This window comes from Pseudomonas sp. AN3A02, from assembly GCF_011765255.1.
GTDB lineage: Bacteria > Pseudomonadota > Gammaproteobacteria > Pseudomonadales > Pseudomonadaceae > Aquipseudomonas.
Genome location: NZ_JAARNI010000001.1, coordinates 192,405 through 215,630 on the forward strand (window position 1 = coordinate 192,405; position 23,226 = coordinate 215,630).

21 protein-coding genes are annotated in these 23,226 nt (G+C 59.9%); 13 read left to right on the forward strand and 8 right to left on the reverse strand.

The annotated features are described in order from the left end of the window. Positions 1 to 42: 42 nt before the first annotated feature. Complete coding sequence (locus HBJ59_RS00980) at positions 43 to 1,251, reverse strand: ammonium transporter (RefSeq protein ID WP_076017369.1); 1,209 nt, start codon at positions 1,249 to 1,251, stop codon at positions 43 to 45. Positions 1,252 to 1,599: 348 nt separating this feature from the next. Between HBJ59_RS00980 and HBJ59_RS00985 the strand changes: the two genes are divergently transcribed. The 8 genes from HBJ59_RS00985 (at position 1,600) to HBJ59_RS01020 (ending at position 10,452) form a co-directional block, all read left to right on the forward strand. Continuing rightward, positions 1,600 to 1,914 (forward strand): YqjD family protein, encoded by a 315-nt coding sequence (locus HBJ59_RS00985; protein ID WP_026078283.1) that lies wholly within the window; start codon positions 1,600 to 1,602, stop codon positions 1,912 to 1,914. Positions 1,915 to 1,916: 2 nt separating this feature from the next. After that, entirely contained in the window at positions 1,917 to 2,303 is a 387-nt protein-coding gene (locus tag HBJ59_RS00990; RefSeq protein WP_003209078.1) for a phage holin family protein, read from the forward strand. Beyond that, on the forward strand, positions 2,300 to 2,641 hold the full coding sequence (locus tag HBJ59_RS00995; protein WP_167662542.1) for a hypothetical protein: 342 nt from the start codon (positions 2,300 to 2,302) through the stop codon (positions 2,639 to 2,641). The genes HBJ59_RS00990 and HBJ59_RS00995 overlap by 4 nt, the downstream gene beginning before the upstream one ends. A 92-nt stretch (positions 2,642 to 2,733) precedes the next feature. Continuing rightward, positions 2,734 to 3,897 carry an EAL domain-containing protein gene (locus HBJ59_RS01000; protein ID WP_167662543.1) on the forward strand — a complete coding sequence of 388 codons (1,164 nt, stop codon included), beginning with the start codon at positions 2,734 to 2,736 and terminating at the stop codon, positions 3,895 to 3,897. Positions 3,898 to 3,969: 72 nt separating this feature from the next. Then, positions 3,970 to 5,301 (forward strand): deoxyguanosinetriphosphate triphosphohydrolase, encoded by a 1,332-nt coding sequence (locus HBJ59_RS01005; RefSeq protein WP_167662544.1) that lies wholly within the window; start codon positions 3,970 to 3,972, stop codon positions 5,299 to 5,301. Positions 5,302 to 5,526: 225 nt separating this feature from the next. Then, positions 5,527 to 5,943 (forward strand): response regulator, encoded by a 417-nt coding sequence (locus HBJ59_RS01010; protein WP_076017364.1) that lies wholly within the window; start codon positions 5,527 to 5,529, stop codon positions 5,941 to 5,943. A 241-nt stretch (positions 5,944 to 6,184) separates the two neighbouring features. Further along, on the forward strand, positions 6,185 to 6,811 hold the full coding sequence (locus HBJ59_RS01015) for a response regulator transcription factor (RefSeq protein WP_076017363.1): 627 nt from the start codon (positions 6,185 to 6,187) through the stop codon (positions 6,809 to 6,811). Between the two features lie 8 nt (positions 6,812 to 6,819). Then, entirely contained in the window at positions 6,820 to 10,452 is a 3,633-nt protein-coding gene (locus HBJ59_RS01020; protein WP_167662545.1) for a transporter substrate-binding domain-containing protein, read from the forward strand. A gap of 117 nt (positions 10,453 to 10,569) precedes the next feature. Here the strand turns inward: HBJ59_RS01020 and HBJ59_RS01025 are convergent, their stop codons facing one another. Both HBJ59_RS01025 and HBJ59_RS01030 read right to left on the reverse strand, forming a co-directional pair. After that, complete coding sequence (locus HBJ59_RS01025) at positions 10,570 to 11,052, reverse strand: GAF domain-containing protein (RefSeq protein ID WP_076017361.1); 483 nt, start codon at positions 11,050 to 11,052, stop codon at positions 10,570 to 10,572. Continuing rightward, positions 11,049 to 11,939: an ATP-binding protein gene (locus HBJ59_RS01030; protein ID WP_076017360.1), complete on the reverse strand. Its 891-nt coding sequence runs from the start codon at positions 11,937 to 11,939 to the stop codon at positions 11,049 to 11,051. The genes HBJ59_RS01025 and HBJ59_RS01030 overlap by 4 nt, the downstream gene beginning before the upstream one ends. 167 nt (positions 11,940 to 12,106) lie before the next feature. Between HBJ59_RS01030 and HBJ59_RS01035 the strand changes: the two genes are divergently transcribed. Beyond that, on the forward strand, positions 12,107 to 14,416 hold the full coding sequence (locus HBJ59_RS01035; RefSeq protein ID WP_167662546.1) for a response regulator: 2,310 nt from the start codon (positions 12,107 to 12,109) through the stop codon (positions 14,414 to 14,416). On the opposite strand, the gene HBJ59_RS01040 is transcribed toward HBJ59_RS01035, so the two are convergent. The 3 genes from HBJ59_RS01040 to msrB form a co-directional block, all read right to left on the reverse strand. Continuing rightward, the gene (locus HBJ59_RS01040; RefSeq protein ID WP_167662547.1) at positions 14,400 to 14,852 is read right to left on the reverse strand and encodes a MarR family winged helix-turn-helix transcriptional regulator; all 453 of its coding nucleotides are present in this window, start codon (positions 14,850 to 14,852) and stop codon (positions 14,400 to 14,402) included. The two genes, HBJ59_RS01035 and HBJ59_RS01040, sit on opposite strands and share 17 nt — an antisense overlap. Next, positions 14,849 to 15,334 carry a glutathione peroxidase gene (locus HBJ59_RS01045; protein WP_076017357.1) on the reverse strand — a complete coding sequence of 162 codons (486 nt, stop codon included), beginning with the start codon at positions 15,332 to 15,334 and terminating at the stop codon, positions 14,849 to 14,851. The genes HBJ59_RS01040 and HBJ59_RS01045 overlap by 4 nt, the downstream gene beginning before the upstream one ends. Positions 15,335 to 15,466: 132 nt before the next feature. Then, positions 15,467 to 15,859, reverse strand: a complete 393-nt coding sequence (msrB, locus tag HBJ59_RS01050; protein WP_017479955.1) for a peptide-methionine (R)-S-oxide reductase MsrB — start codon at positions 15,857 to 15,859, stop codon at positions 15,467 to 15,469. Positions 15,860 to 16,061: 202 nt separating this feature from the next. On the opposite strand from msrB, the gene HBJ59_RS01055 reads away from it, so the two are divergent. Both HBJ59_RS01055 and htpX read left to right on the forward strand, forming a co-directional pair. Next, positions 16,062 to 17,273, forward strand: a complete 1,212-nt coding sequence (locus HBJ59_RS01055) for a pyridoxal phosphate-dependent aminotransferase (RefSeq protein ID WP_076017355.1) — start codon at positions 16,062 to 16,064, stop codon at positions 17,271 to 17,273. A 313-nt stretch (positions 17,274 to 17,586) separates the two neighbouring features. Beyond that, positions 17,587 to 18,474, forward strand: a complete 888-nt coding sequence (gene htpX / locus HBJ59_RS01060; protein ID WP_076017354.1) for a protease HtpX — start codon at positions 17,587 to 17,589, stop codon at positions 18,472 to 18,474. 51 nt (positions 18,475 to 18,525) lie between these two features. On the opposite strand, the gene HBJ59_RS01065 is transcribed toward htpX, so the two are convergent. Further along, positions 18,526 to 19,182 (reverse strand): thiopurine S-methyltransferase, encoded by a 657-nt coding sequence (locus HBJ59_RS01065; RefSeq protein ID WP_167662548.1) that lies wholly within the window; start codon positions 19,180 to 19,182, stop codon positions 18,526 to 18,528. 101 nt (positions 19,183 to 19,283) lie between these two features. Here HBJ59_RS01065 and HBJ59_RS01070 point away from each other — a divergent pair, with 101 nt between their 5' ends. Beyond that, positions 19,284 to 20,051: a class III extradiol ring-cleavage dioxygenase gene (locus HBJ59_RS01070; RefSeq protein WP_076017352.1), complete on the forward strand. Its 768-nt coding sequence runs from the start codon at positions 19,284 to 19,286 to the stop codon at positions 20,049 to 20,051. 69 nt (positions 20,052 to 20,120) lie between these two features. On the opposite strand, the gene HBJ59_RS01075 is transcribed toward HBJ59_RS01070, so the two are convergent. Next, positions 20,121 to 21,794, reverse strand: a complete 1,674-nt coding sequence (locus HBJ59_RS01075) for a DEAD/DEAH box helicase (RefSeq protein WP_076017351.1) — start codon at positions 21,792 to 21,794, stop codon at positions 20,121 to 20,123. Positions 21,795 to 22,217: 423 nt separating this feature from the next. Here HBJ59_RS01075 and HBJ59_RS01080 point away from each other — a divergent pair, with 423 nt between their 5' ends. After that, entirely contained in the window at positions 22,218 to 23,009 is a 792-nt protein-coding gene (locus tag HBJ59_RS01080; protein WP_076017350.1) for a crotonase/enoyl-CoA hydratase family protein, read from the forward strand. Positions 23,010 to 23,226 lie beyond the last annotated feature (217 nt).

A 23,226-nucleotide genomic window follows, 5' to 3' on the forward strand; every position in this document is an offset into this window, starting at 1 on the left:
CTATCAGCGGCAAGACGCAACACCCTAAATGGAAACCGCCCCTCAATCCTGACTGACCGCCCCAATCTTGTGGATCGACAGATCCGCACCGTAATACTCTTCCTCCTGACTCAGGCGCAGGCCGCTCACGCGCTTGATCACGCCGTACACCAGGAAGCCGCCGGCCAGCGCCACGACCACGCCCAGCGCGGTGCCGATCAACTGGCTGATCAGGCTCACGCCGCCCAGACCACCCAGGGCGGTCTGGCCGAAGATCCCGCAGGCAATCCCGCCCCACACACCGCACAGCCCGTGCAGCGGCCACACACCCAGCACATCATCGATCTTCCAACGGTCCTGGGCCGCGATGAAGAACCAGACGAACAAGCCGCCCGCCACCGCGCCTGTCACCAGGGCGCCCACCGGGTGCATCAGGTCGGAGCCGGCACAGATCGCGACCAACCCGGCCAGCGGACCGTTGTGCAAGAAGCCTGGGTCGTTACGCCCGATCACCAATGCCGCCACGGTGCCACCGACCATCGCCATCAACGAGTTGACCGCCACCAGCCCGCTGACCCCGGACAGGGTTTGCGCACTCATGACGTTGAAGCCGAACCAGCCGACGATCAAGATCCACGAGCCCAACGCGAGGAATGGAATGCTCGACGGCGCGAATGCCACCAGGCGCCCTTCCCGATAACGTCCCTGGCGCGGGCCGAGCAGCAACACGGCCGCCAGTGCCAGCCAACCGCCCATGGCGTGCACCACGACGCTGCCGGCAAAGTCATGGAAGCTCGCGCCGAAGCTGGCCAGCAACCAGGCTTGCAGTCCGTAATTGCCATTCCACACCATGCCTTCGAAAAACGGGTAGATGAAGGCTACGATCAACGCGGTGGCACACAGTTGCGGCGCAAAACGCGCGCGCTCGGCAATCCCCCCGGAGATGATCGCCGGGATCGCTGCCGCAAAGGTCAGCAGGAAGAAGAATTTCACCAGGCCGTAACCGTGGTCGGCGCTGATCACCGCCGCCGGTTGCATGAAGGTCACGCCGTAGGAGATCCAATAGCCTATAAAGAAATAGGCCAGTGTGGAGATGGCGAAGTCACTGAGGATTTTCGACAGGGCATTGACCTGGTTCTTCTGGCGTACGGTACCGACTTCCAGGAAGGCAAAGCCGGCGTGCATGGCCAGGACCATGACCGCACCAATCAGAATGAACAGCGTATTGGAACTGTGGACGAGGGTGTCCACCGCGCTTTGCAAATTTTCCATGGAGGATGGCAGGCCTGCACATGCAGGAAAAAGCACCAAAGCAGTTCATGACCTTCATGACGCGCACTAAATTGGCCCCGACGGTTCGACCTTCTTTTGAGGCCGTGAACCGGTTTAGCGCAGCGATCATTGAGAAAGGCAGAATCCGACAGGGTTTTTCCGCGAGTTTTAGTTATTTAGGGTAAGGTTTTTCAGGGTTTGAGCCCCAACCGCCCGGATTCAGCGCAAGGCCCCAGGCCTGCGCACCAAGGCAAAGCAAAAGCTGTACCAGACAATTGCAGTGAACCTTCACCGATGCCGGTGACTCGAAACCAAAAGTAAACAGACCAGCTACTCACGGAGATAACCATGGCCAGAAAAACGGCAAAGACTGCTCAAGAAATACTGATGGCGGATTTTCAAACCCTGGTCAGCGATACCGAGAAGCTGCTGGACGACACGGCGATTCTCGCCGGCGACCAGGCAGACGAGCTGCGCAGCAAGATTCACGACAGCCTGCTCAAGGCCCGTGAAACCCTGCAACTGACCGAAGACTCCCTGCGCGAACGCGGGCAGGCGGCGGTCACGGCCACTGAGGATTATGTCCAGGCCAACCCATGGCAGTCCGTCGGCATTGCAGCCGGCGTGGGCTTTTTGATCGGCCTGCTGGCTACAAGGCGCTAATCATGTCTATCGGCGAATCCGGCTCGTCCACGGGCCCAAGTTCTACTTCACGGCGCCTGGGAGCGGCTGTCCTGGGTTTGCTGCACAGCCACGTCGAGCTGTTTGGCATCGAGTTGCAGGAGCAGAAAGCCCGCACCGTCAGCCTGTTGCTGTTCGCCGGCCTGGCGCTGGTGTTTGCCTTGCTGCTGCTGGTGGGTTTGTCGGCGCTGGTGATGATTCTGGTGTGGGATACCTACCGCCTGACCGGGATCATCAGCTTGTGTGTGTTCTACATACTGGCCGCAGCATTCTGCGGGTTGCGCCTGAAGGCGGCGGTGTTCGATGAGTCCACGCCGTTCCATGCCACCCTCGAAGAGCTGGCCAACGACCGGGAGCGCCTGCTGCCATGAGCATGACTGAATTGCCGCACAACACTTCCCGGCGAGAAATGCGCAAGGCGTTGATCCGCCTGCGCATGGAAATGCACCGCCAGGAAATTCGTCACGAGTCCCAGCAACTGATGTTGCCGCTGCAAAAGGTCCGCAACATGGGCCAGAGCTGGCAGGACGGTTTTGGCATCAAGCACGCGCCGCTGTGGGGCGTGGGCGTGGTGACACTGTTGGGCTTTCTCACCGGTAAAGGCGCCAAGGGCGGCGGAATCGGCACCATGACCCGCCTGGTGCGGCTTGGCGCCGGTCTGATCCCGCTGATCAAATTGGCCATGCAGGGTGCTTCGCGCAAACGTTAAGCCGCGCTGGCTGCATTCTTGCAAACAGATCAGGCCCGGCCCTCACCCTCGAGGGCCGGGCCTTTTTTATTCCGGTCTTTTAAGGAGGCCCTGTGATCGACGGGCAACCGCTCGCCTGCTTCCAGCCATTCATCGACACCGCTACCGGCCGCATCGCCGGCGTAGAAGCCTTGGGGCGAGTGCGCCAGGCGAACGGTGAACTGCGCTCGGTGGGTCCGTTGTTTGCCGACCCGCGCACGCCCTCCGTGGCCTTGCGCCGCCTGGACCGACAGATCCGCGACAATGCCCTGAGCCGCCTGCATGAAGCCCCGCAAGAGTGGTTCCTCAGCCTGAACATCTCGCCACGCTGGATTACCCGGCTGCGCCCGGGGCAGGCCTTGCCGAGCCTGAAGCAATTGCAGGTGCATAACGTCGACCCGCGCCGTATCGTCTTCGAGATCACGGAACTGGGCGGTGATATCCAGCGCTTGGCCGAAGTGGTCGAGCGCTACCGCGAAGCCGGGGCGCGGATTGCCATTGATGATTTCGGCGCTGGCTATTCGCAACTGGACCGGGTGCTGGCCCTGCAACCGGACATTCTCAAACTCGACATGCGCCTGTTCCAGGCTGCTGCCCGGGGTGGCCCCAGCGGGGACGTGGTGCGGGCGCTGGCGCAAATGGCGGAAAAAACCGGCTGCTGGATCATTGCCGAGGGCGTCGAAACCGAGACCCAGCTCAATTTCGCCCTGGAATGTGGTGCGCGTTATGTCCAGGGCTACCTGTTCGCCCAGGCCCAGCTGGACTGGTTCGACACCGACGCGTTCGTGCCGCGCTTCGCCCAACTGCGCACCGGTTACGTCCAACAGAAGCTGGCCGAACGTGGCCGGATTATGCAGCTGCGCCAGCAACTGGCGGAGCTGATGCAGATCCTGCAAACCTGGGCCCACACCCATGCACCGCTGAGCCAACTGCCGCAATTGCCGGCGTTTCCCTGGCTGCTGCGTTTTTACCAGTGCGACCGGCATGGCACGCAACTGACGCCGAATTTCGAATGGCACCAGGGCGCCTGGCAAGCCGACAGCCGCTACCTGGGCCACAACTGGTCATGGCGTCCGTATTTTTATCATCTGCTGGCCGAAGGTTGGGAGGAGCGGCGGCTGACCCTGTCCTCAACCTATCGCGATGCCACGACCAACCAGTACTGCCTGACTGCCGGACAATTCTTTGATAATGGTCAGCGCCTGCTGCTAATCGATATCGACGCCGCCGGCCTGTAGTTTTTCGCTTGCGAAGGCCCGGCTGAACCGGGAAGCTGGGAGGCGTCATTCACCGCACGGAGAGTACCCGCCTTGGATTGGCCCACCCTGCTTACCCGCGAACGCCTTGGAAAACCGCTGCACAGCCCGGAAGAACTGGGGCGCAGCCCGTTTCACAAAGACCATGATCGCATCATCTTTTCCGGCGCGTTTCGCCGACTGGGCCGCAAGACCCAAGTGCATCCGGTGACCAGCAACGATCACATCCATACGCGGCTGACCCATTCCCTGGAAGTCAGCTGCGTGGGACGGTCCCTGGGCATGCGCGTGGGCGAGACGATCCGCAGCGCCCTGCCCGACTGGTGTGACCCGAGCGACCTGGGCATGGTGGTGCAATCGGCCTGCCTGGCCCACGACATCGGTAATCCGCCGTTTGGTCATTCCGGTGAAGACGCGATCCGGCACTGGTTCCAGCAGGCTTCCGGGCGTGGCTGGCTGGATGACATGACCAGCGCCGAGCGCAATGACTTCCTCAATTTCGAAGGCAATGCCCAGGGCTTCCGGGTACTCACGCAGCTGGAATACCACCAGTTTGACGGCGGTACCCGGTTGACTTACGCCACCTTGGGCACCTACCTGAAATACCCCTGGACCGCCCGCCACGCCGACTCGCTGGGCTACAAGAAACACAAGTTCGGCTGCTACCAGAGCGAGCTGCCGATTCTCGAGCAGATCGCCCAGAAGCTCGGCTTGCCGCAACTGGAAGAACAGCGCTGGGCGCGACATCCGTTGGTGTACCTGATGGAGGCCGCCGACGATATCTGCTACGCGTTGATCGACCTCGAAGACGGGCTGGAAATGGAGCTGCTGGAATACGCCGAGGTCGAGTCACTGCTGCTGGACCTGGTGGGCGACGACTTACCGCAAACCTACCGGCAACTCGGCCCGCTGGATTCCCGGCGACGCAAGCTGGCGATCCTGCGGGGCAAGGCCATCGAGCACCTGACCAACGCCGCTGCCCGGGCGTTCGTCGAACAACAGGAAGCGTTGCTGGCCGGTACCCTGCCGGGGGACCTGGTGGAACATATGCACGGCCCCGCCAAGCGTTGCGTACTGGATGCCAAGGACATGGCGCGCAAGAAGATCTTCCAGGACAAGCGCAAGACCCTGCATGAAATCGGCGCCTACACCACCCTCGAAATCCTCTTGAACGCCTTCTGCGGCGCGGCCCTGGAACAACATGGTGGTCGCACCCCGTCGTTCAAGAACCGGCGCATCCTCGACCTGCTGGGCAACAGCGCCCCCGACCCGTCGTGGTCATTGCACGCTTCGTTCCTGCGCATGATCGACTTCATCGCCGGCATGACCGACAGCTACGCCAGTGAAATGGCCCGAGAAATGACTGGACGCTCCAGTCCGCAATAAACCTGCGCCCTGGCTTATAGCCAGGGCCACTTTTTCACAGAATCGCCCTACGCACGGAACAGAGCGGCCTGATCGAACTTCCTCCCCGCCGCGATGAATAATCGCGCGCCATGACCGCAGTGTTTCGACACACTCCTGCGCCCCATAACTGGCGGGCCATTAACGTCTTACTACGTGCCCTGGCGGAGCGTCTCCCGGGCGCTTGGTCACTTCATGGAAAACCCCATGCACGAACAACTTCGAATCCTCTTGGTGGAGGATCACCCCTTTCAGTTGCTGGCCACCCAATGCCTGCTACGCAACTATGGCTACCACGACCTGACCCTGGCTGAAAATGCAGAGCAGGCAATGCGGCTGATGACACAAACCGCCGTACCATTCGATATTCTGTTGTGTGATCAATGCCTCCCGGACCTGCCTGGGCTGGAGTTGATTGAAATCGCCAACCGCAGGGGCTTTATAAAATCCGCGATATTGCTCAGCGGCCTGCCCGTGAACGAACTGGAAATCCTCAAGGCCCAGGCATTCCAACGCAACTTTCCGCTGCTTGGCTACTTGTCGAAGCCTTTGAACCACGTTGAACTGAGCGAGCTCATACGCCAATCACCCCTTCCCCCGCACAACAAGATAGTAGGAAGTTAAACGCCCGCCCCGTATGAAAATCCCTCGCTGTAAAACAGCTTGCCCGCTGCCACTTATTTTTAAACTCTACCCACGCAAATTTCTTACACCCAAACAACAAACACCTCACAGGGCGTAATCCCTTGCTTTTTTTATTGTAGGAATATTCTTGTTTTACGTTTGTTCCACATCGAGTTCATCCTCCTTCATTGCCATGTGAGCTAATGTGCCGACTTTATTTGCGCTTGCATGGAATTTGATCATGAACTCAGTTTTTATTATCGACGACCACCCCGTTATCCGACTTGCCATTCGAATGTTGTTAGAACACGAAGGCTATAAAGTAGTTGGAGAAGCAGATAATGGTTGTGATGCGATACAAATGGTCAAGGAGTGCCAGCCGGACCTGATCATCCTTGATATCGGAATTCCAAAACTCGACGGCCTGGAAGTGCTTTGCCGGTTCAACGCAATGAGTACACCGACCAAGACATTGATCCTCACCGCCCAGACGCCAAAACTCTTTGCCACACGGTGCATGCGTTCCGGTGCCGATGGTTATGTGTGCAAGGAAGGTGACTTGAGCGAACTGCTCAGTGCTATCAGGGCAGTCCTGTCAGGTTACAACTACTTTCCGAGCCAGGCCCTCAACGGCAACACTAATGAAACAGATTGCAACGAAGAGCTTGAATTGTTCAAAGTGGTCAATGATCGCGAACTCATGGTATTGCAATTATTTGCACAAGGCCGGACAAACAAGGAAATAGCCAAAGGCATGTTTCTCAGCAACAAGACTGTCAGCACCTACAAAAAAAGGCTCATGCAAAAACTAAAAGCCAAATCCTTGGTAGAACTTATCGAGATGGCAAAACGTAACGCGCTAGTGTGAGAAATCGGATGCCCAGGCGTTTAAAGGACTATCTAATCATATTGAGTATCGGGGCGTGCCTCAGCACTTCCGTGCCTGCCGAACAAACTGTTCCCGAGCAATACGCACTGTTGGGGCGTGCCGGTGCCGTTCAACTGGACACCCCACTGAACAAGACTCAGCGCCAGTGGCTGCAAAACAAACGCGAACTGATACTGGGCACGTCTGCACCGGACTACCCGCCCTTCGACATCACCTCCAGCGGGCGCGATTATGAAGGGTTGACCGCCGATTACGCCGGCTTGGTGGCCAGGACGCTGGCAATACCGCTGAAGGTGCTGCGCTATCCCTCCCGGGAAGCCGCGATCCGGGCGCTGGAAAACGGCGATATCGACTTTCTGGGGTCCGCCAACGGCTTTGAAGCGGCGAATCCCGATATTGCCCTGTCATTGCCCTACGCAGTGGATCAACCGGTACTGGTCACCCGCGAAGGTGAACACCGCAACCTTGGCGACGGCCTGGCGGGCCTGCGCCTGAGCCTTGTCTACCACTACCTGCCCATGAATGAGGTGCAGGCGCTGTATCCAAAGGCGACCATCCATGCCTACCCCTCCTATCAGAATGCCTTGAATGCGGTGGCATTCGACCAGGCGGACGTCTTCCTGGGCGACACCATTTCCACTCACTACATGATCAACAAGGGCTACCTGAAAAACATCCGCATGGCCAACTTCGGCAAGCACGAGGCTTACGGTTTCAGCTTCGCCTTGCGCAAGGATCAACCCATTCTCCTGAGCATCGTCGATTCAGTGCTCGATGGCGTATCAACCTATGAACGCGACAGCATCGCCAAGCGCTGGAGTGCGGGCAGCGACATTCTACTGACCGACCGAAAGCTGCAACTGACCCTGCGCGAAGAGCGCTGGCTCAAAGGCAACCCGGTGGTAAAGGTGGTGGTCAACGAAACCCTCGCCCCGCTTACATTTTTTGATACCGACGGCAATTTCCGGGGTGTCACCGCCGACCTGCTGGAGCTGATTCGCCTGCGAACCGGCCTGCGCTTCGAGATTCAACACGTGCGGGACGTCGCCAGCATGATTGAGCTGGTCCATAGCGGGGCAGCCGATATCATCGGCGCAATCGTTCCAAGCGCCGGGCGCGAGTCCCAGTTGAGCTTTAGCCGCCCCTACCTGGAAAACTCCTATGTACTGCTGACGCGCAAAGAGGCAGGCGCGCCCGCAAGCCTTCAACAGATGGCCGGCAAGCGCCTGGCGATTACCCAAGGCAACCCGCTGGAAAAATTCCTGCGCCAGGAGTTTACCCAGGTCACTCTGGTAGAGGCCGGTGATACCTTCAAGGCCTCCGAACTATTGGCACAGGGCCAGGTGGACGGCGCAGTGAACCCTCTGGTGATCGCCAACTACTTTCTCTCCTCACCGGTGTTCCAGGACAAGTTACAGATCAGCTCCAGCATTGGCACGCTGCCTGCGACCTTTGCGCTGGCGACGTCCCGCCACGCCACCGAACTGAGCTCGATCCTCGACAAGGCGCTGCTCAGCATTGCCCCGGATGAGCTGGCGGCGATCAACAGTCGTTGGCGCGGCTACAACGCGGCATCCGACGGTTACTGGCGCAATTACCACCGCCTGATTGCCCAGATCATCATCGGCACCGGGCTGCTGCTGTTGATTTCCCTGACCTGGAACGGCTACCTGCAGCGCCAGATCAAGCATCGAAAACTGGCTGAGCGCGCCCTTAACGACCAGTTCGAGTTCATGCGGGCGCTGGTCAATGAAACCCCGCATCCGATCTACGTACGTGACCACAACGGCTTCCTGCAGACCTGCAACGACAGTTACCTGCAAACGTTCGACGTCAAGCGTGAGGACATCATTGGCAAAAGCATCACCCAGATGGACATGGCCCTTGAGACGGAGGCGGCTCAGTACAATGCCGACTACCAGCAGGTGGTGGCCGAAGGCAAACCACTGATCCTGGATCGCACAATGCATGTCCACGGGAAAAAACTCACGATCTATCACTGGATTCTCCCGTACCGCGACTCGATGGGCGAGGTGCAGGGCATCATTGGCGGCTGGATCGATATCAGCGAACGGCGCCAGCTGTTCGATGAACTTCGTGCCGCCAAGGAACGCGCCGACGAAGCCAACCGCGCAAAAAGTACGTTCCTCGCCACCATGAGCCACGAAATCCGCACACCGATGAACGCCGTCATTGGCATGCTGGAGTTGACACTCAAGCGTGCCGACCAGGGTCATCTTGATCGCCCCGCCATCGAGGTCGCGTACAACTCGGCCAAGGACCTGCTGGAGCTGATCGGCGATATTCTGGACATTGCACGCATCGAGTCCGGCCGCCTGAGCCTGGCCCCGGAGCGGGTCAACCTGCGCGAGGTGATCGAGTCGGTGGTGCGCGTGTTCGATGGCCTGGCGCGCCAGAAAACCCTGAGCCTGGTGCTGGAGTTCAGCCCCGATGCCGGCGACACCGATGTGCTGATCGATCCGTTGCGGTTCAAACAGGTGCTTTCGAACCTGGTAAGCAATGCGATCAAGTTCACCGAACGCGGGCAGGTGAAGATCAAGGTGCAATTGAAGGCGACCGGGCAACCTCAGCAGGTCGAGATGAAACTGGTGGTAGAGGACACTGGCATCGGGATCAATCGCGAAGACCAGTCACGCCTGTTCGAGCCTTTTGCCCAAGCCGACAACTCCGGGCACCTGGCCCGGAGCGGCGCCGGCCTGGGGCTGGTGATCTGTCGCAGCCTGTGCGCCATGATGGGCGGGCAACTGAGCCTGAGCAGCGTGCCCATGGTGGGCACCCAGGTCCACGTCAGCCTGAAGATGACCAGCCTGCAACCGGTCAAGGCCGTAGACCAGCTGGAGCCTGCCGCGACCAAGCCGGCGCCGGTACTCAATGTGCTGGTGGTGGATGACCATCCGGCCAACCGCTTGCTCATGTGCCAGCAACTGGGCTTCCTGGGGCATCAGTTCACCGCCGCCCATCATGGTGCTGCAGGGTTTCAGGCCTGGCGCGAGGAGCACTTCGACCTGGTCATTGCCGACTGCAATATGCCGGTCATGAACGGCTATGAGTTGAGTCATTCCATTCGCGAGTATGAGCAGCGCGAGCAAAAAACGCCGTGCGTGATACTCGGTTTCACCGCCAACGCTCAACCTGAGGAGAAACAACGCTGCTTCGACGCAGGCATGGATGATTGCCTGTTCAAACCCATCAGCCTCACCGCGCTGGAGCAGCAACTGGCACAGGTCGCCCCGTTGCCCACCGGCAATGTGTTCACCCTTCAAAGCCTGGACGCGATGACAGGCGGCGACCCACAGTTGAGTCAGCGTTTGCTTGAAGAATTGCTCAGCAGCAGCCGGCATGATCGAGTCGAGCTGATGGCCTTACTGGCGCGACAAGCCGCCCCCCAAGACCTGATCGAGCAAGCCCACAAGATCAAGGGCGCCGCACGGATCATCCAGGCGGATATCCTGGCCGGGCAATGCGAAGCCTTGGAGCTGGCCTGTGGCCAAGGTGACAATCGGCACGCTATCGAGGTGGATATCAAGGCCATGGAGAAATCCATGCTTGAGCTGGAAAGGATGCTGCAGATGCAACTGGAGGTCCTGGACCGTCGATAATTTGTAGGAGCGAGCTTGCTCGCGAAAATCGCCAACGATAACGCGGTCATTTTTGGATGCACGCGGTGTTCTCTGGTTTTTCGCGAGCAAGCTCGCTCCTACAGGAGGCTCACGCCATCAGCAATCGGTCAACCGCAGGAAAATCGCCGCCAACTGCTCGATGCCGGCCTGGTCCTGCGGGGTAAACCGCGACAGCGATGGGCTGTCCAGGTCCAGCACACCAATCAGGCGCCCTTCCTTGACCAGCGGAACCACCAGCTCGCTGTTCGACGCGCTGTCACAAGCGATATGCCCCGCAAATTCATGCACGTCTTCCACCCGCTGGGTTTGTCGCGAGGCCGCTGCCGCGCCGCACACCCCACGACCAAACGGAATGCGCACACAGGCGATCTGCCCCTGGAAAGGCCCGAGCACCAGCTCTTCATTGCGGTTGAGGTAGAAGCCCGCCCAGTTCAAATCGTCCAGCTGGTTGAACAGGAACGCAGAAAACTGCGCGGCATTGGCGATGAAATCCCGTTCATCCGCCAGCAACGATTCCAGCTGCGCATGCAGCATGGCGTAACCATCAAGGCCGGTGCCGGACTGTTGCAAATCGATCATGGTTGACGCTCCAACAACTTGAGGCCCACCCAGTAGCGGGCGAACTGATAGGCACAACGGCCGTTGCGATTGCCACGCCCGGTTGCCCAACGCACCGCGAGGATGTCCAGCTCTTCATCGCGCTGCCACTGCAAACCGGCCTTGTTCGCCAGCTCACCGATCCAGTGCTCGACCACATCCAGGAAGTGCTCTTGATTGAACGGGTAAAACGACAGCCACAAACCGAAACGGTCAGACAGGGCAATCTTGTCCTCCACCGCTTCGTTAGGATGCAGCTCGCCATCTACCGTCTTCCAGTTTTCGTTGTCGCTCTGGTTCTCGGGCACCAGGTGACGACGGTTGGAGGTGGCATACAGCAAGACGTTTTCCGGCGCCTGCTCCAGGGAGCCGTCGAGTACGCTCTTGAGCACGCGGTAATCGCTCTCGCCGGCTTCGAAGGACAGGTCATCGCAGAACAATACAAAGCGCTGTGGCAATTTGATCAGTTGCTCAACCACTCGCGGCAGGTCCGCCAAGTGATCGCGCTCGATCTCGATCAGGCGCAACCCGGCCTTGGCATGCTGGGCCAGCAAGGCGCGTACCATGGACGATTTCCCAGTACCGCGCGAACCCCACAGCAACGCATGGTTGGCCGGCAGGCCGTCGAGAAACTGTTGGGTGTTGCGGGCCAATTGTTCGCGTTGTTTGTCCACGCCGATCAAGTCGGACAGGCGCATGTCCAGGCTGACTTCCAGCGGCAATAAAAAGCCGCTGCGACCTTCGCGCTGCCAGCGGGCAGCCAGGCAATGGTTCCAGTCAACCGCCTCGCGTGGGGCAGGCAACAAGGGCTCCAGGCGAGCAAGTACCGCGTCGGCACGCTCAAGAAAGGCATTCAATCGAGAATCCACGACTATTCCTCTGGCAAGTTCTTGTAAAAGATGGCGTATTGACAACCCTGAGGCAGACTCAGCAGGGCTGCACCGAATAAAATCGATTTATGCCGGGCAAGTTTGAGCCTGTGGATGTTCAGCTATGCTTGCCGGGCGAAAGGAAACGTAAAGTGGTACAGCACCCGATGGATATCAAGTTCGCCCACCGCTTGTCTTATAAACAAGCCAGACTGACAGTGCTGGTCGGGTTCGTCTTGGGAACCCTGCTCAGCCTGCTACAGATTGGGATTGATTATGCCAGCGAAGACGCATCCATCAACCGGGAAATACGCGCGCTGATTGAAATCAGTCATAACCCGGCTTCTCGCATCGCCTACAACATCGACGCCGAACTGGCTCAGGAACTGACCCTGGGCCTGCTGCACTCCCCCGCCATCACCCGAGCACAACTGGTCGACAACAACGGTTTGGTCCTGGCCGATGTCCAGCGCCCGCGCAAGGAAAGCACCTACCGCCCCATCAGCGATTTCCTGTTTGGCGCCAACCGCCAATTCGAAGACCGACTGTACCTCACCCACATGCCCAATGACGCCCTTGGCGTATTACGTCTCGACGTCGACACCTACGCGTTCGGCAGCCGCTTCCTGCGCCGCGCCGAGATCACTCTGCTCAACGGCTTTGCCCGCAGTCTGATCCTCACCGGCATTCTGTTGGCGCTGTTCTACGTGATGCTGACCAAGCCGCTGGTGCGCATCATCCGCGAGCTGAGCTCACGCAAGCACGAGCGCCTGGACTGCCCACCGGGGCACGAACACGACGAGATCGGCGTACTGGTCAACGTTGCCAACCAGCAGTTTGAAAACATGGAGACTGAGATCCAGCAACGCCGACACGCCGAAAACCGCCTGACTGAATACCTCGGCCAACTGGAAGACATCGTTTCTGCGCGCACCACCGAACTCAAGGCCATCAATCATCGACTGACGCTGTCGAACGACGAACTGGAAGCGGCGAAGATGACGGCCCTGTCCATGGCCCAGGCACGGGCGGCGTTCCTCGCCAACATGAGCCATGAAATCCGTACGCCGCTCAACGGCCTGCTCGGGATGATCGCGCTCTCCCTCGACAGCCCGCTGAATGCCGAGCAACGCCAGCAACTGTCGATCGCCCATGACTCGGGCAAAGTGCTGGTGGAGTTGCTCAACGATATCCTCGACTTGTCCAAGTTCGATGCCGGTCAGTTGGAGCTGGAAAACATCCCGTTCGACCTGGGTGCACTGGTGGAGGACACCGCCAACCTGCTCTCGCAAAACGCCGCGCCCAGCGTGGAGTTGACGTGCCTGATCGACCCGCAGTTTCCCGCCCAGGTGCTGGGCGACCCGACGCGGGTACGGCAGATTGTCAGCAATTTGCTGTCCAACGCCCTGAAATTCACGCGCTTTGGCCGGGTGGATGTACGCCTCAGTGCCCAGGCCGGCCGGGTCAGAATCGAGGTATGCGACACCGGCATCGGGATTGCGCAGGATGCTCAGGTCAAGATTTTCCAGCCGTTCACCCAAGCCGGTGCGGGTATCACTCGCCAGTTTGGCGGCACCGGCCTGGGCCTGGCGCTGACCCACAACCTGTGCGAGGCCATGAAGGGCCGCCTGAGCATCAGCTCCGAAGCCGGTTTTGGCAGCCAGTTCTGCGCCGACCTGCCACTGCCGACGCATTTACCGGCGATGCGCCTGGCGCCGCTGGCAGGCGACGTGATCGCGATCACCAGCAGCAGTAGCGGCCTGGCGGAACTGCTCAACAGCCTGCTGCCGAGTTGGGGCCTGACGCCGCGCTGCTACTCCATTGACGATGACTTGAGCGGGCAGAATCCTGACCTGCTGATCACCGACTGCCCCGAATGCCTGTTTCGCCTGCGCCCGTCGATCACCGCCCCGATCCTGGTGGTGACCGCCTACGGCAACTTTATGCCCAGCGAAGAAGTCGCGGCCCTGGCGCCGCTGCAACAACAAGCCCGGCCCCTGAGCCGCACGGCGCTGTACCAGATTCTGCAACGCAACCTGCGCACCGATCCGGACGTGGTGCTTGACCTGATCCAGCTGGAAACCGGCCCCCTCGCCCACCGGGCGCGCGTCCTGCTGGTGGAAGACAACCCGGTGAATCAACTGGTGGCCAAGGGCATGCTCGCCAAGCTCGGCTGCGAGGTTATCGTCGCCGCCCACGGTGGCGAAGCCCTCAAGCTGCTGGAAGAACAAAGCTTCGACATGGTGCTGATGGACTGCAATATGCCGGTGATGGATGGCTATGAGGCCAGCCGGCAGATCCGCCGCAGCGGGCGCTGGCCGGACTTGCCGATTGTCGCGCTGACGGCCAACGCGATGTCCGAGGAACGCGAGCGCTGCCGGGCGGCAGGCATGAATGACTACCTGGCCAAGCCGTTTCGCCGGGAAGAACTCAAGGCGTTGCTCGACCTGTGGGTGCCGACTACGACAAGTCTTTGATCTGTCGCAACAGCTGATCCAGGCCGTCACGCAAGGCATCGGCCTGGTTCAGGTCAACCCCGCTGTCACACAACAGACGGGCCTTCAACGGCTGCACCTGGTCACGCAAATGTCGACCTTCATCGGTCAGGCTCAGGTGCACCTCACGCTCATCCTGCGCACTGCGCTGACGCCGTACCAGAGCAAGCTGCTCCAGGCGCTTGAGCAGCGGCGTCAGCGTGCCGGAATCCAGCAACAAGCGCTCGCCCAAGGCCTTGACCGTCGGCTGTGGCATGGCTGCGGCCTGCCATTCCCACAACACCAGCATCACCAGGTATTGCGGGTAGGTCAGCCCCAACTGATCGAGCATCGGCTTGTAGGCCCGGGTGACCGCGCGGGAGGCGGCGTAGAGCTTGAAGCACAGTTGGTCGTCAAGGGACAGGGACAGGTCGGTCATTTGAGCAGGGCTTCAATCTCTTGGGTCAGGTCCTGGGGCTTGGTGGTCGGGGCGAAACGCTTGACCACCTTGCCATCGCGGCCGATCAGGAACTTGGTGAAGTTCCACTTGATGCCCTTGGAGCCGAGCAAACCCGGGGCCTGTTTTTTAAGCTGCACGAACAATGGGTGAGCATCGCTGCCGTTGACGTCGATCTTCTTGAACAGCGGGAAGCTGACACCGAAGTTCAGCTCGCAAAACTCGGAAATGGCGCCTTCGTTGCCCGGCTCCTGCTTGCCGAACTGGTTGCAGGGAAAGCCCAGCACCACCAAGCCCTGGTCCTTGTAATGCTGCCAGAGTTCTTCAAGCCCCTTGTACTGCGGGGTGAAGCCGCACTTGCTGGCGGTATTGACCACAAGAATCGCCTTGCCGGCGAAATCGGCCAAGGTCTTTTGCTCACCCTTGATGGTGGTGCAAGGGATGCTCAGCAGGTTGTCGCTCATGGCAGTGCCTCGAAAGAAATAAGAAGACCTGAAAGATAGTAGGCAATTCAATTGTGTGCAATTTAATTGCTCGGGCTTATGCCTTGGTATAACGGCCCCTGCGGACACGAAGGCCCGCAGGAGATAGACGGTTTAGCGCGGCACCAGATCCAGGCACACCGAATTGATGCAGTAACGCAAACCGGTCGGCGGCGGACCATCCGGGAACACGTGGCCCAGGTGCGCATCGCACTTGGCGCAGGTGACTTCGGTACGGATCATGCCGTGGCTGATATCGCGAATCTCGACCATCGCCTGCTCGGCAATCGGCTCGTAGAAGCTGGGCCAGCCGCAGCCGGAGTCAAACTTGGCCTTGGAATCGAACAGCGGTTCATTGCAGCAGATGCAGTGGTAAACGCCGTCGGTCTTGGTGCCGTTGTACTTGCCGCTGAACGGTCGCTCGGTGCCTTTGAGGCGGCACACGTTGTACTGCTCCGGGTCGAGCATGGCTTTCCATTCATCAACGGTTTTCTGCAACTTTTCCATCGGTACACCTCGGCAACTGAAAAAGCCTGATCTGTGTCTTTTCCATGGATCAGGCGGCACGTATGATTGCGCCTCTTCAAAGCGCCAGTCTGGCACCCGCGTTACCGGCATTCAAACGTATTTATGGGTCAGGCCAACGCAGGATTCTCAGCACGGTAGTCTCCACACCGTCTGGATCGTTCATTTTCAGGATCACATCGCCATGCAGGTCAGCAAATCGAACAAGCTCGCCAACGTCTGCTACGACATTCGCGGCCCAGTGCTCAAGCACGCCAAACGCCTGGAAGAGGAAGGCCATCGCATCCTCAAGCTGAACATTGGCAACCCGGCACCCTTTGGTTTCGAAGCGCCGGACGAAATCCTCCAGGACGTGATCCGCAACCTGCCGACCGCCCAGGGCTACAGCGACTCCAAGGGCCTGTTCAGCGCGCGCAAGGCCGTCATGCAGTACTACCAGCAGAAGCAGGTTGAAGGTGTCGGCATCGAAGACATCTACCTGGGCAACGGCGTGTCCGAGCTGATCGTCATGTCCATGCAGGCCCTGCTCAACAATGGCGACGAAGTGCTGGTGCCGGCTCCCGACTACCCGCTGTGGACCGCCGCCGTCACCCTGGCCGGTGGCCATCCGGTGCACTACCTGTGTGACGAGGGCGCGGACTGGTTCCCGGACCTGGCCGACATCAAGGCCAAGATCACCCCGAACACCAAGGCCCTGGTGATCATCAACCCGAACAACCCCACCGGCGCCGTCTACTCCAAGGAAGTGCTGCTGGGCATGCTCGAACTGGCGCGCCAGCACAACCTGGTGGTGTTCTCCGACGAGATCTACGACAAGATTCTGTACGACGACGCCGTGCACATCTGCACCGCGTCCCTGGCCCCGGACCTGCTGTGCCTGACCTTCAATGGCCTGTCGAAATCCTACCGGGTGGCGGGTTTCCGTTCCGGCTGGATCGCGATTTCCGGTCCCAAGCACAATGCCCAGAGCTACATCGAAGGCATCGACATGCTGGCCAACATGCGCCTGTGTGCCAACGTGCCGAGCCAGCACGCCATCCAGACCGCCCTGGGCGGCTACCAGAGCATCAACGACCTGGTGCTGCCACAAGGCCGCCTGCTCGAGCAGCGCAACCGCACCTGGGAGCTGCTGAACGCGATTCCGGGTGTCAGCTGCGTCAAGCCCATGGGCGCGCTGTACGCGTTCCCGCGGATCGACCCGAAAGTGTGCCCGATCTTCAACGATGAGAAGTTCGTGCTCGACCTGCTGCTGTCGGAAAAGCTGCTGGTGGTCCAGGGCACAGCGTTCAACTGGCCGTGGCCGGATCACTTCCGGGTGGTCACCTTGCCGCGGGTGGATGACCTGGAGATGGCCATCGGTCGTATCGGCAACTTCCTGAAGTCCTATCGCCAGTAATGGACATTGCGCTGTACGGCCCGCCCATGGTCGTACAGCGATTATCTGGCAACACTTCTCTGCCTTGCGCAGGTCCCTCGCCGTTCACACTCACCGGTTACCCCCTCGGTCGAGCATCACCCTATAATTACAGGGCCGCAAGGTAATGGAGCGAGACTGCCGAGCTACCCCGGGCCTCGGAAATTCCCTTCAAGGCTCTACATTCAGGCTGTAGGACACAGTTTGAAATAGTCCCTCGGTTGAATAGCCCCATGCTGCACCTTATATACCCCGCAGTACGCGACATATTTAGCATGAGGAGAATTCTACAACCATGATGCGCATTCTGCTGTTCTTGGCCACTAACCTGGCGGTCGTGCTGATTGCCAGCATCACGCTGAGCCTTTTTGGCTTCAATGGGATCATGGCGGCCAACGGGGTTGATCTGAACCTCAATCAGCTGCTGATCTTCTGTGCGGTCTTTGGTTTTGCCGGCTCGATTTTCTCGCTGTTCATCTCCAAGTGGATGGCGAAGATGAGCACCAGCACCCAGATCATTACTCAGCCACGCACCCGGCATGAGCAATGGTTGCTGCAAACCGTCGAGCAACTGTCCCGTGAAGCCGGGATCAAGATGCCTGAAGTCGGGATCTTCCCGGCCTATGAAGCCAACGCCTTTGCCACCGGCTGGAACAAGAACGACGCCCTTGTGGCCGTCAGCCAGGGTTTGCTGGAGCGTTTCTCGCCTGACGAAATCAAGGCGGTGCTGGCCCACGAGATCGGCCACGTGGCCAACGGTGACATGGTCACCCTGGCGCTGGTCCAGGGCGTGGTGAACACCTTTGTCATGTTCTTTGCGCGGATCATCGGCAACTTCGTCGACAAGGTGATCTTCAAGAACGAACAGGGCCAGGGCATGGCCTACTACGTGGCGACCATCTTCGCCGAACTGGTATTGGGCTTCCTCGCCAGCTCGATCGTGATGTGGTTCTCGCGCAAACGGGAATTCCGTGCAGACGAAGCCGGCGCACGCCTGGCCGGTACCGGCGCAATGATCAGCGCCCTGCAGCACCTGCGCTCCGAACAGGGCTTGCCGGTGCATATGCCGAACACCCTGACTGCCTTTGGCATCAACGGTGGTATCAAGCAAGGCATGGCTCGCATGTTCATGAGCCACCCGCCACTGGAAGAGCGGATTGACGCACTGCGTCGTCGCGGCTGACAGCGAAAAGAAGAAGGGGCGATTTGATCGCCCCTTTTTTGTGGGCGTGATTCAGCCCTTGGCTAACCGGTACGCCCGCTCTTCCAGGCGTGTGACGCCGTCCTGAACAAACTTCCAGCTCTGCCCCAGAATGTCCTGCTGCTCCAGTACCTCGGGGCTCCACTGCGCGCCAAGCAGCAGTTGCACCTCTTCGTCGCTCACTGCAAACGGCGGGCCTGCCTTCTGCGCCTGTTCATAGTCGAGGGTGATCAACAGGCCGCGGCTGCCTTGCGCCAGGAGCCCGTTCAAGTGCGCGGCATACTGCTCCCGCATCAACGGAGGCAGGGCAATCAACGCCGCCCGGTCGTAAAGCGCCCGGCAATCAGCCACTGCGCCTGCATCCAGGGCGAAGAAATCCCCGCACCACAGCTCAATGGCACCCGCCTGGTAGACCTTGAAGGCACCGCGCTGACTGATCTGCGGCGTCAGTTCCTGCTCGCTGAAAAACTCCTCAACGGCCTTTTCCGACAGCTCGATCCCAATCACCCGATGCCCGACACTCGCCAGCCACACCAGGTCCAGGCTCTTTCCGCACAACGGTACCAGCACCTGCGCCCCGCTCGCCACACCCAGGCCAGGCCAGTGGCGCAGCAGGTAAGGATTCACCTCGGGCAGATGGAAACCCGTCTGATTGCGCGCCCAACGCTCATGCCAAAATCCAGGCTCCATGATTCACCCTAAAACTTGATCAAATAGCGCTAAAACTTATATTAGATTTAGATCAATGATCTGATTGAAGATGGTCCCATCTTAACCCTCAGGACCCGATCATGCTCCCCAGCCTGTTTATCTCCCACGGTTCACCGATGCTTGCCCTGCAACCCGGTGCCAGCGGCCCGGCACTCAAGCGCCTGGCCGCCGAGTTGCCACGGCCCAAGGCCATTGTGGTGGTCTCGGCACACTGGGAAAGCCAGGGCCTGCTGGTGACCGGCAGCGCCGCGCCCGAGACCTGGCACGACTTCGGCGGCTTTCCGCGGGAATTGTTCGCCGTACAGTACCCGGCGCCCGGCGACCCGGCATTGGCCGCCGAGATTGTCCAATTGCTCAAGGCTGACGGCCTGGAGGCGCACATTGATGACCAGCGCCCCTTCGACCACGGCACCTGGGTGCCCCTGTCGCTGATGTACCCGGCTGCCGATATTCCGGTGGTGCAGGTATCGCTGCCAAGCCGCATGGGCCCTGCCCTGCAAACCCGTGTCGGCCACGCACTGGCAAGCCTGCGGGAACAAGGCGTGCTGCTGATCGGCTCCGGCAGCATTACCCATAACCTCGGTGAACTGGACTGGCATGCCGGGCCGGAGAGCATCGAGCCCTGGGCGCGGGATTTTCGCGATTGGATGGTCAGCAAGCTGGCGGCCAACGATGAAGCCGCCCTGCACGACTATCGCCGCCAGGCACCCCATGCCGTGCGCAGCCACCCCAGCGATGAGCATTTGCTGCCGCTGTACTTTGCCCGGGGCGCAGGCGGTGAATTCAGCGCAGCCCACCAAGGCTTCACCTTGGGCGCGCTGGGCATGGATATCTATCGTTTCGCTTAATCGCAGGCAAAAAAAATCCCCGAACCAGTCGGGGATTTTTTATGTTCGATCAATCAGCCCAAGGGCGGATCAATCTTCGCGGTAGCGACGCAGCTTCAACTGCTTACCGGCAACGCGAGTGTCCTTCAGCTTGGTCAGGAGCTTCTCCAGACCATCTTCCGGCAGCTCCACCAGGGAGAAGCTGTCACGCACCTGGATGCGACCGATCGCTTCACGTGCCAGGCCACCCTCGTTGAGGATAGCGCCCAGCAGGTTCTTGGCAGCGATGCCATCACGCGCGCCCAACGCGGTACGGCAGCGAGCACGGCCTTCAGCCAATGGAACCGGAGCACGACGCTCGCGATCACCACGGTCTGGACGGTCGCCAGTACGTTCTGGACGATCACCGCGCGGAGCGTTGTTCGGCACCAGTGGACGTTCTTTCTCGATGGCTGCCAGGGTCAGGGCCTGACCGTTGGTAGCCTTGCGCAGCAGGGCTGCAGCCAGGGCACGCGGGGTGCAACCGATATCGGCAGTCAGGCGGTCCAGCAGGTCGCCGTGGGTCGATTCAGCGTCAGCCACCAGCGGCGACAGGCTGTTGGTCAGTTTCTTGATGCGGGCATCGAGAACAGCCTGGGCATCCGGCAGGCGGACTTCGGCAACTTTCTGACCGGTTACACGCTCGATCACTTGCAGCATGCGGCGCTCACGTGGAGTCACCAGCAGCAATGCGCGACCTTCGCGACCGGCACGGCCGGTACGGCCGATACGGTGCACGTAGGACTCTGGATCGTAAGGCATGTCAACGTTGAACACGTGAGTGATACGTGGAACGTCGAGGCCACGAGCGGCAACGTCGGTCGCCACAACGATGTCCAGACGGCCATCCTTGAGGGAGTCGATGACGCGCTCACGTTGGTTCTGGGCAATGTCACCGTTCAGCGCAGCGGCTTTGTAGCCTTTGGCTTCCAGGGCACTGGCCAGGTCCAGGGTCGCTTGCTTGGTGCGCACGAACATGATCAGGGCGTCGAAGTCTTCGACTTCCAGCAGGCTCAATACAGCCGAGGTCTTCTGGTCAGCGTGAACCAACAGGTGAGCCTGTTCGATCGCGGTAACGGTCTGAGTCTTGGTCTGGATCTTCACGTGTTGCGGATCGCGCAGATGGCGTTCGGCAATGGCACGGATCGACTGTGGCAGGGTGGCCGAGAACAGTACGGTCTGACGGGTTGCTGGCAGCGACTTGAAGATGACTTCCAGGTCGTCCATGAAGCCCAGCTTGAGCATTTCGTCAGCTTCGTCCAGAACCAGGTGGTTCACGGTCGACAGTACTTTTTCGTCGCGACGCAGGTGGTCGCACAGACGGCCCGGAGTGGCGACAACGATCTGTGCGCCGTTACGGATTGCTTTCAGTTGTGGGCCCATAGGCGCGCCGCCGTAAACGGCCACAACGGTAACGCCCGGCATTTGCTTGGCGTAGGTTTCGAAAGCGGTTGCTACTTGCAGCGCCAACTCACGGGTTGGCGCCAGGATCAGGGCTTGCGGCTCGCGCTTGGCAGGATCGATGCAGTGCAGGATTGGCAGGGCGAACGCGGCGGTTTTACCGGTACCGGTTTGCGCTTGGCCAATCATGTCTTGGCCGGCCATGATGATCGGGATCGATTGCTGCTGAATAGCCGAAGGTTCTTCGTAGCCAGTCGCGATGACGGCAGCAAGAATATTCGGGTTAAGATTAAAAGCGGCGAAGCCGCCGGTTTCCTGGGTCATGGGTCTGCCTCTAAGTGCATCCGCAAAGACCCATGCTCCAAAGCTGCGCATGCCGTGTTGAGACTCAAGAGTCGCCCTGGCTGCTTTGTCGGCGGGGATTTGCGAAAACGAATGAATGAAAAAGATTCGTCAAGGAAGAGTCCGCTGTGCGGACGTGCAGCCGAAGCTGACTTCGGGGAATTGCGCTACCTAAACGCGGCCCGGTTAAAGGCCGGCGCGCACTATACCGGAAATCGCTGAAAAAGGGAGCTTTTTTTATCGGAAAACCCAGTGGAACTGCTCTGCGCCAAAGGCTTTGCGCATTGCGGCGACTGGGTCTATTTTTCAAAGGCCCGGCCCTGTTGGTCATGACGCTTAAACGGTTCACCCTTAACAGCGGGCCCTTCGGTCCGAAACCTCCCATTGCGCCCGAGGGCACACCCCATGAACCAAGCCACCAGCAGCCGCGTCAGCCGTGAACAGCAGGGCCATATCCTATTGCTGGGCCTGGATCGCGTGGCCAAGCGCAATGCGTTCGACCTGGAATTGCTCAATGAGTTGAGCCTGGCTTATGGCGAATTTGATCGCAATGAGGAGGCGCGGGTGGCCATTGTCTTCGGGCATGGCGATCATTTTACCGCCGGGTTGGACCTGGCCAATGTCGGTCCAACGATGGCACAAGGCTGGCAACCACCGTTGGGCGGTTGTGATCCCTGGGGAGTTTTCGCGGGGCCCCGGGTGAGTAAGCCGGTGATTGTTGCGGCTCAGGGCTACTGCCTGACCATTGGTATCGAGTTGATGTTGGCGGCGGATATCAACCTGTGTGCCAGCAATACCCGCTTTGCGCAGATGGAGGTGCAGCGTGGGATTTTTCCTTTTGGGGGCGCGACGTTGCGTTTTCATCAGATCGCGGGGTGGGGGAATGCCATGCGCTGGTTGCTCACGGGGGACGAGTTTGATGCCCATGAGGCGCTGCGGTTGGGGTTGGTGCAGGAGGTGATGGCCAGCGAGGATTTGTTGCCCCGGGCGGTGGCGCTGGCAAACCGCATAGCCCAGCAGGCGCCGCTGGGAGTGCAGGCCACGCTGATGTCGGCCCGCCAGGCGCGGATTGAGGGGGAGATCGCGGCGGCGGCCGGGTTGCCCGTGCTGGTGGAGAAACTGCTGAACAGTGAGGATGCGAAGGAAGGTGTACGGGCGATGGTCGAGAAACGGCCTGGGGTTTTTAAAGGCTGTTGATTGTGGAGGGGGGCTTGGGGCGGGGTACATATTCGTTATTTAGGTAACGGCTTCGATTAGTTCCGCTCTTACAGCGGCTCACTTTTGAAGAGCGCAAAAGTAAGCAAAACGCTCTTGCCCCACCACTCGGCACCTCGCTTAGGCTCGGTGTGCCCTCACTCCGGCAGCACGAAGCGGGCCGCCGCGACGGGGCGTCCCTGCCCCGTCGCGGCTAAAC

What these genes read in the sequence shown, in the direction of transcription:
- HBJ59_RS01025 (WP_076017361.1), bottom strand. Translation starts at nt 11,052, where the DNA reads ATGATCGATTTGCAACAGTCCGGCACCGGCCTTGATGGTTACGCCATG.
- msrB (WP_017479955.1), bottom strand. Translation starts at nt 15,859, where the DNA reads ATGGAAAAGTTGCAGAAAACCGTTGATGAATGGAAAGCCATGCTCGAC.
- HBJ59_RS01010 (WP_076017364.1), top strand. Translation starts at nt 5,527, where the DNA reads ATGCACGAACAACTTCGAATCCTCTTGGTGGAGGATCACCCCTTTCAG.
- HBJ59_RS01040 (WP_167662547.1), bottom strand. Translation starts at nt 14,852, where the DNA reads ATGACCGACCTGTCCCTGTCCCTTGACGACCAACTGTGCTTCAAGCTC.
- HBJ59_RS01075 (WP_076017351.1), bottom strand. Translation starts at nt 21,794, where the DNA reads ATGACCCAGGAAACCGGCGGCTTCGCCGCTTTTAATCTTAACCCGAAT.
- HBJ59_RS01015 (WP_076017363.1), top strand. Translation starts at nt 6,185, where the DNA reads ATGAACTCAGTTTTTATTATCGACGACCACCCCGTTATCCGACTTGCC.
- HBJ59_RS00995 (WP_167662542.1), top strand. Translation starts at nt 2,300, where the DNA reads ATGAGCATGACTGAATTGCCGCACAACACTTCCCGGCGAGAAATGCGC.
- HBJ59_RS01020 (WP_167662545.1), top strand. Translation starts at nt 6,820, where the DNA reads ATGCCCAGGCGTTTAAAGGACTATCTAATCATATTGAGTATCGGGGCG.
- HBJ59_RS01045 (WP_076017357.1), bottom strand. Translation starts at nt 15,334, where the DNA reads ATGAGCGACAACCTGCTGAGCATCCCTTGCACCACCATCAAGGGTGAG.
- HBJ59_RS00985 (WP_026078283.1), top strand. Translation starts at nt 1,600, where the DNA reads ATGGCCAGAAAAACGGCAAAGACTGCTCAAGAAATACTGATGGCGGAT.
- HBJ59_RS01070 (WP_076017352.1), top strand. Translation starts at nt 19,284, where the DNA reads ATGCTCCCCAGCCTGTTTATCTCCCACGGTTCACCGATGCTTGCCCTG.
- HBJ59_RS01035 (WP_167662546.1), top strand. Translation starts at nt 12,107, where the DNA reads ATGGATATCAAGTTCGCCCACCGCTTGTCTTATAAACAAGCCAGACTG.
- HBJ59_RS00990 (WP_003209078.1), top strand. Translation starts at nt 1,917, where the DNA reads ATGTCTATCGGCGAATCCGGCTCGTCCACGGGCCCAAGTTCTACTTCA.
- HBJ59_RS01055 (WP_076017355.1), top strand. Translation starts at nt 16,062, where the DNA reads ATGCAGGTCAGCAAATCGAACAAGCTCGCCAACGTCTGCTACGACATT.
- HBJ59_RS00980 (WP_076017369.1), bottom strand. Translation starts at nt 1,251, where the DNA reads ATGGAAAATTTGCAAAGCGCGGTGGACACCCTCGTCCACAGTTCCAAT.
- htpX (WP_076017354.1), top strand. Translation starts at nt 17,587, where the DNA reads ATGATGCGCATTCTGCTGTTCTTGGCCACTAACCTGGCGGTCGTGCTG.
- HBJ59_RS01080 (WP_076017350.1), top strand. Translation starts at nt 22,218, where the DNA reads ATGAACCAAGCCACCAGCAGCCGCGTCAGCCGTGAACAGCAGGGCCAT.
- HBJ59_RS01065 (WP_167662548.1), bottom strand. Translation starts at nt 19,182, where the DNA reads ATGGAGCCTGGATTTTGGCATGAGCGTTGGGCGCGCAATCAGACGGGT.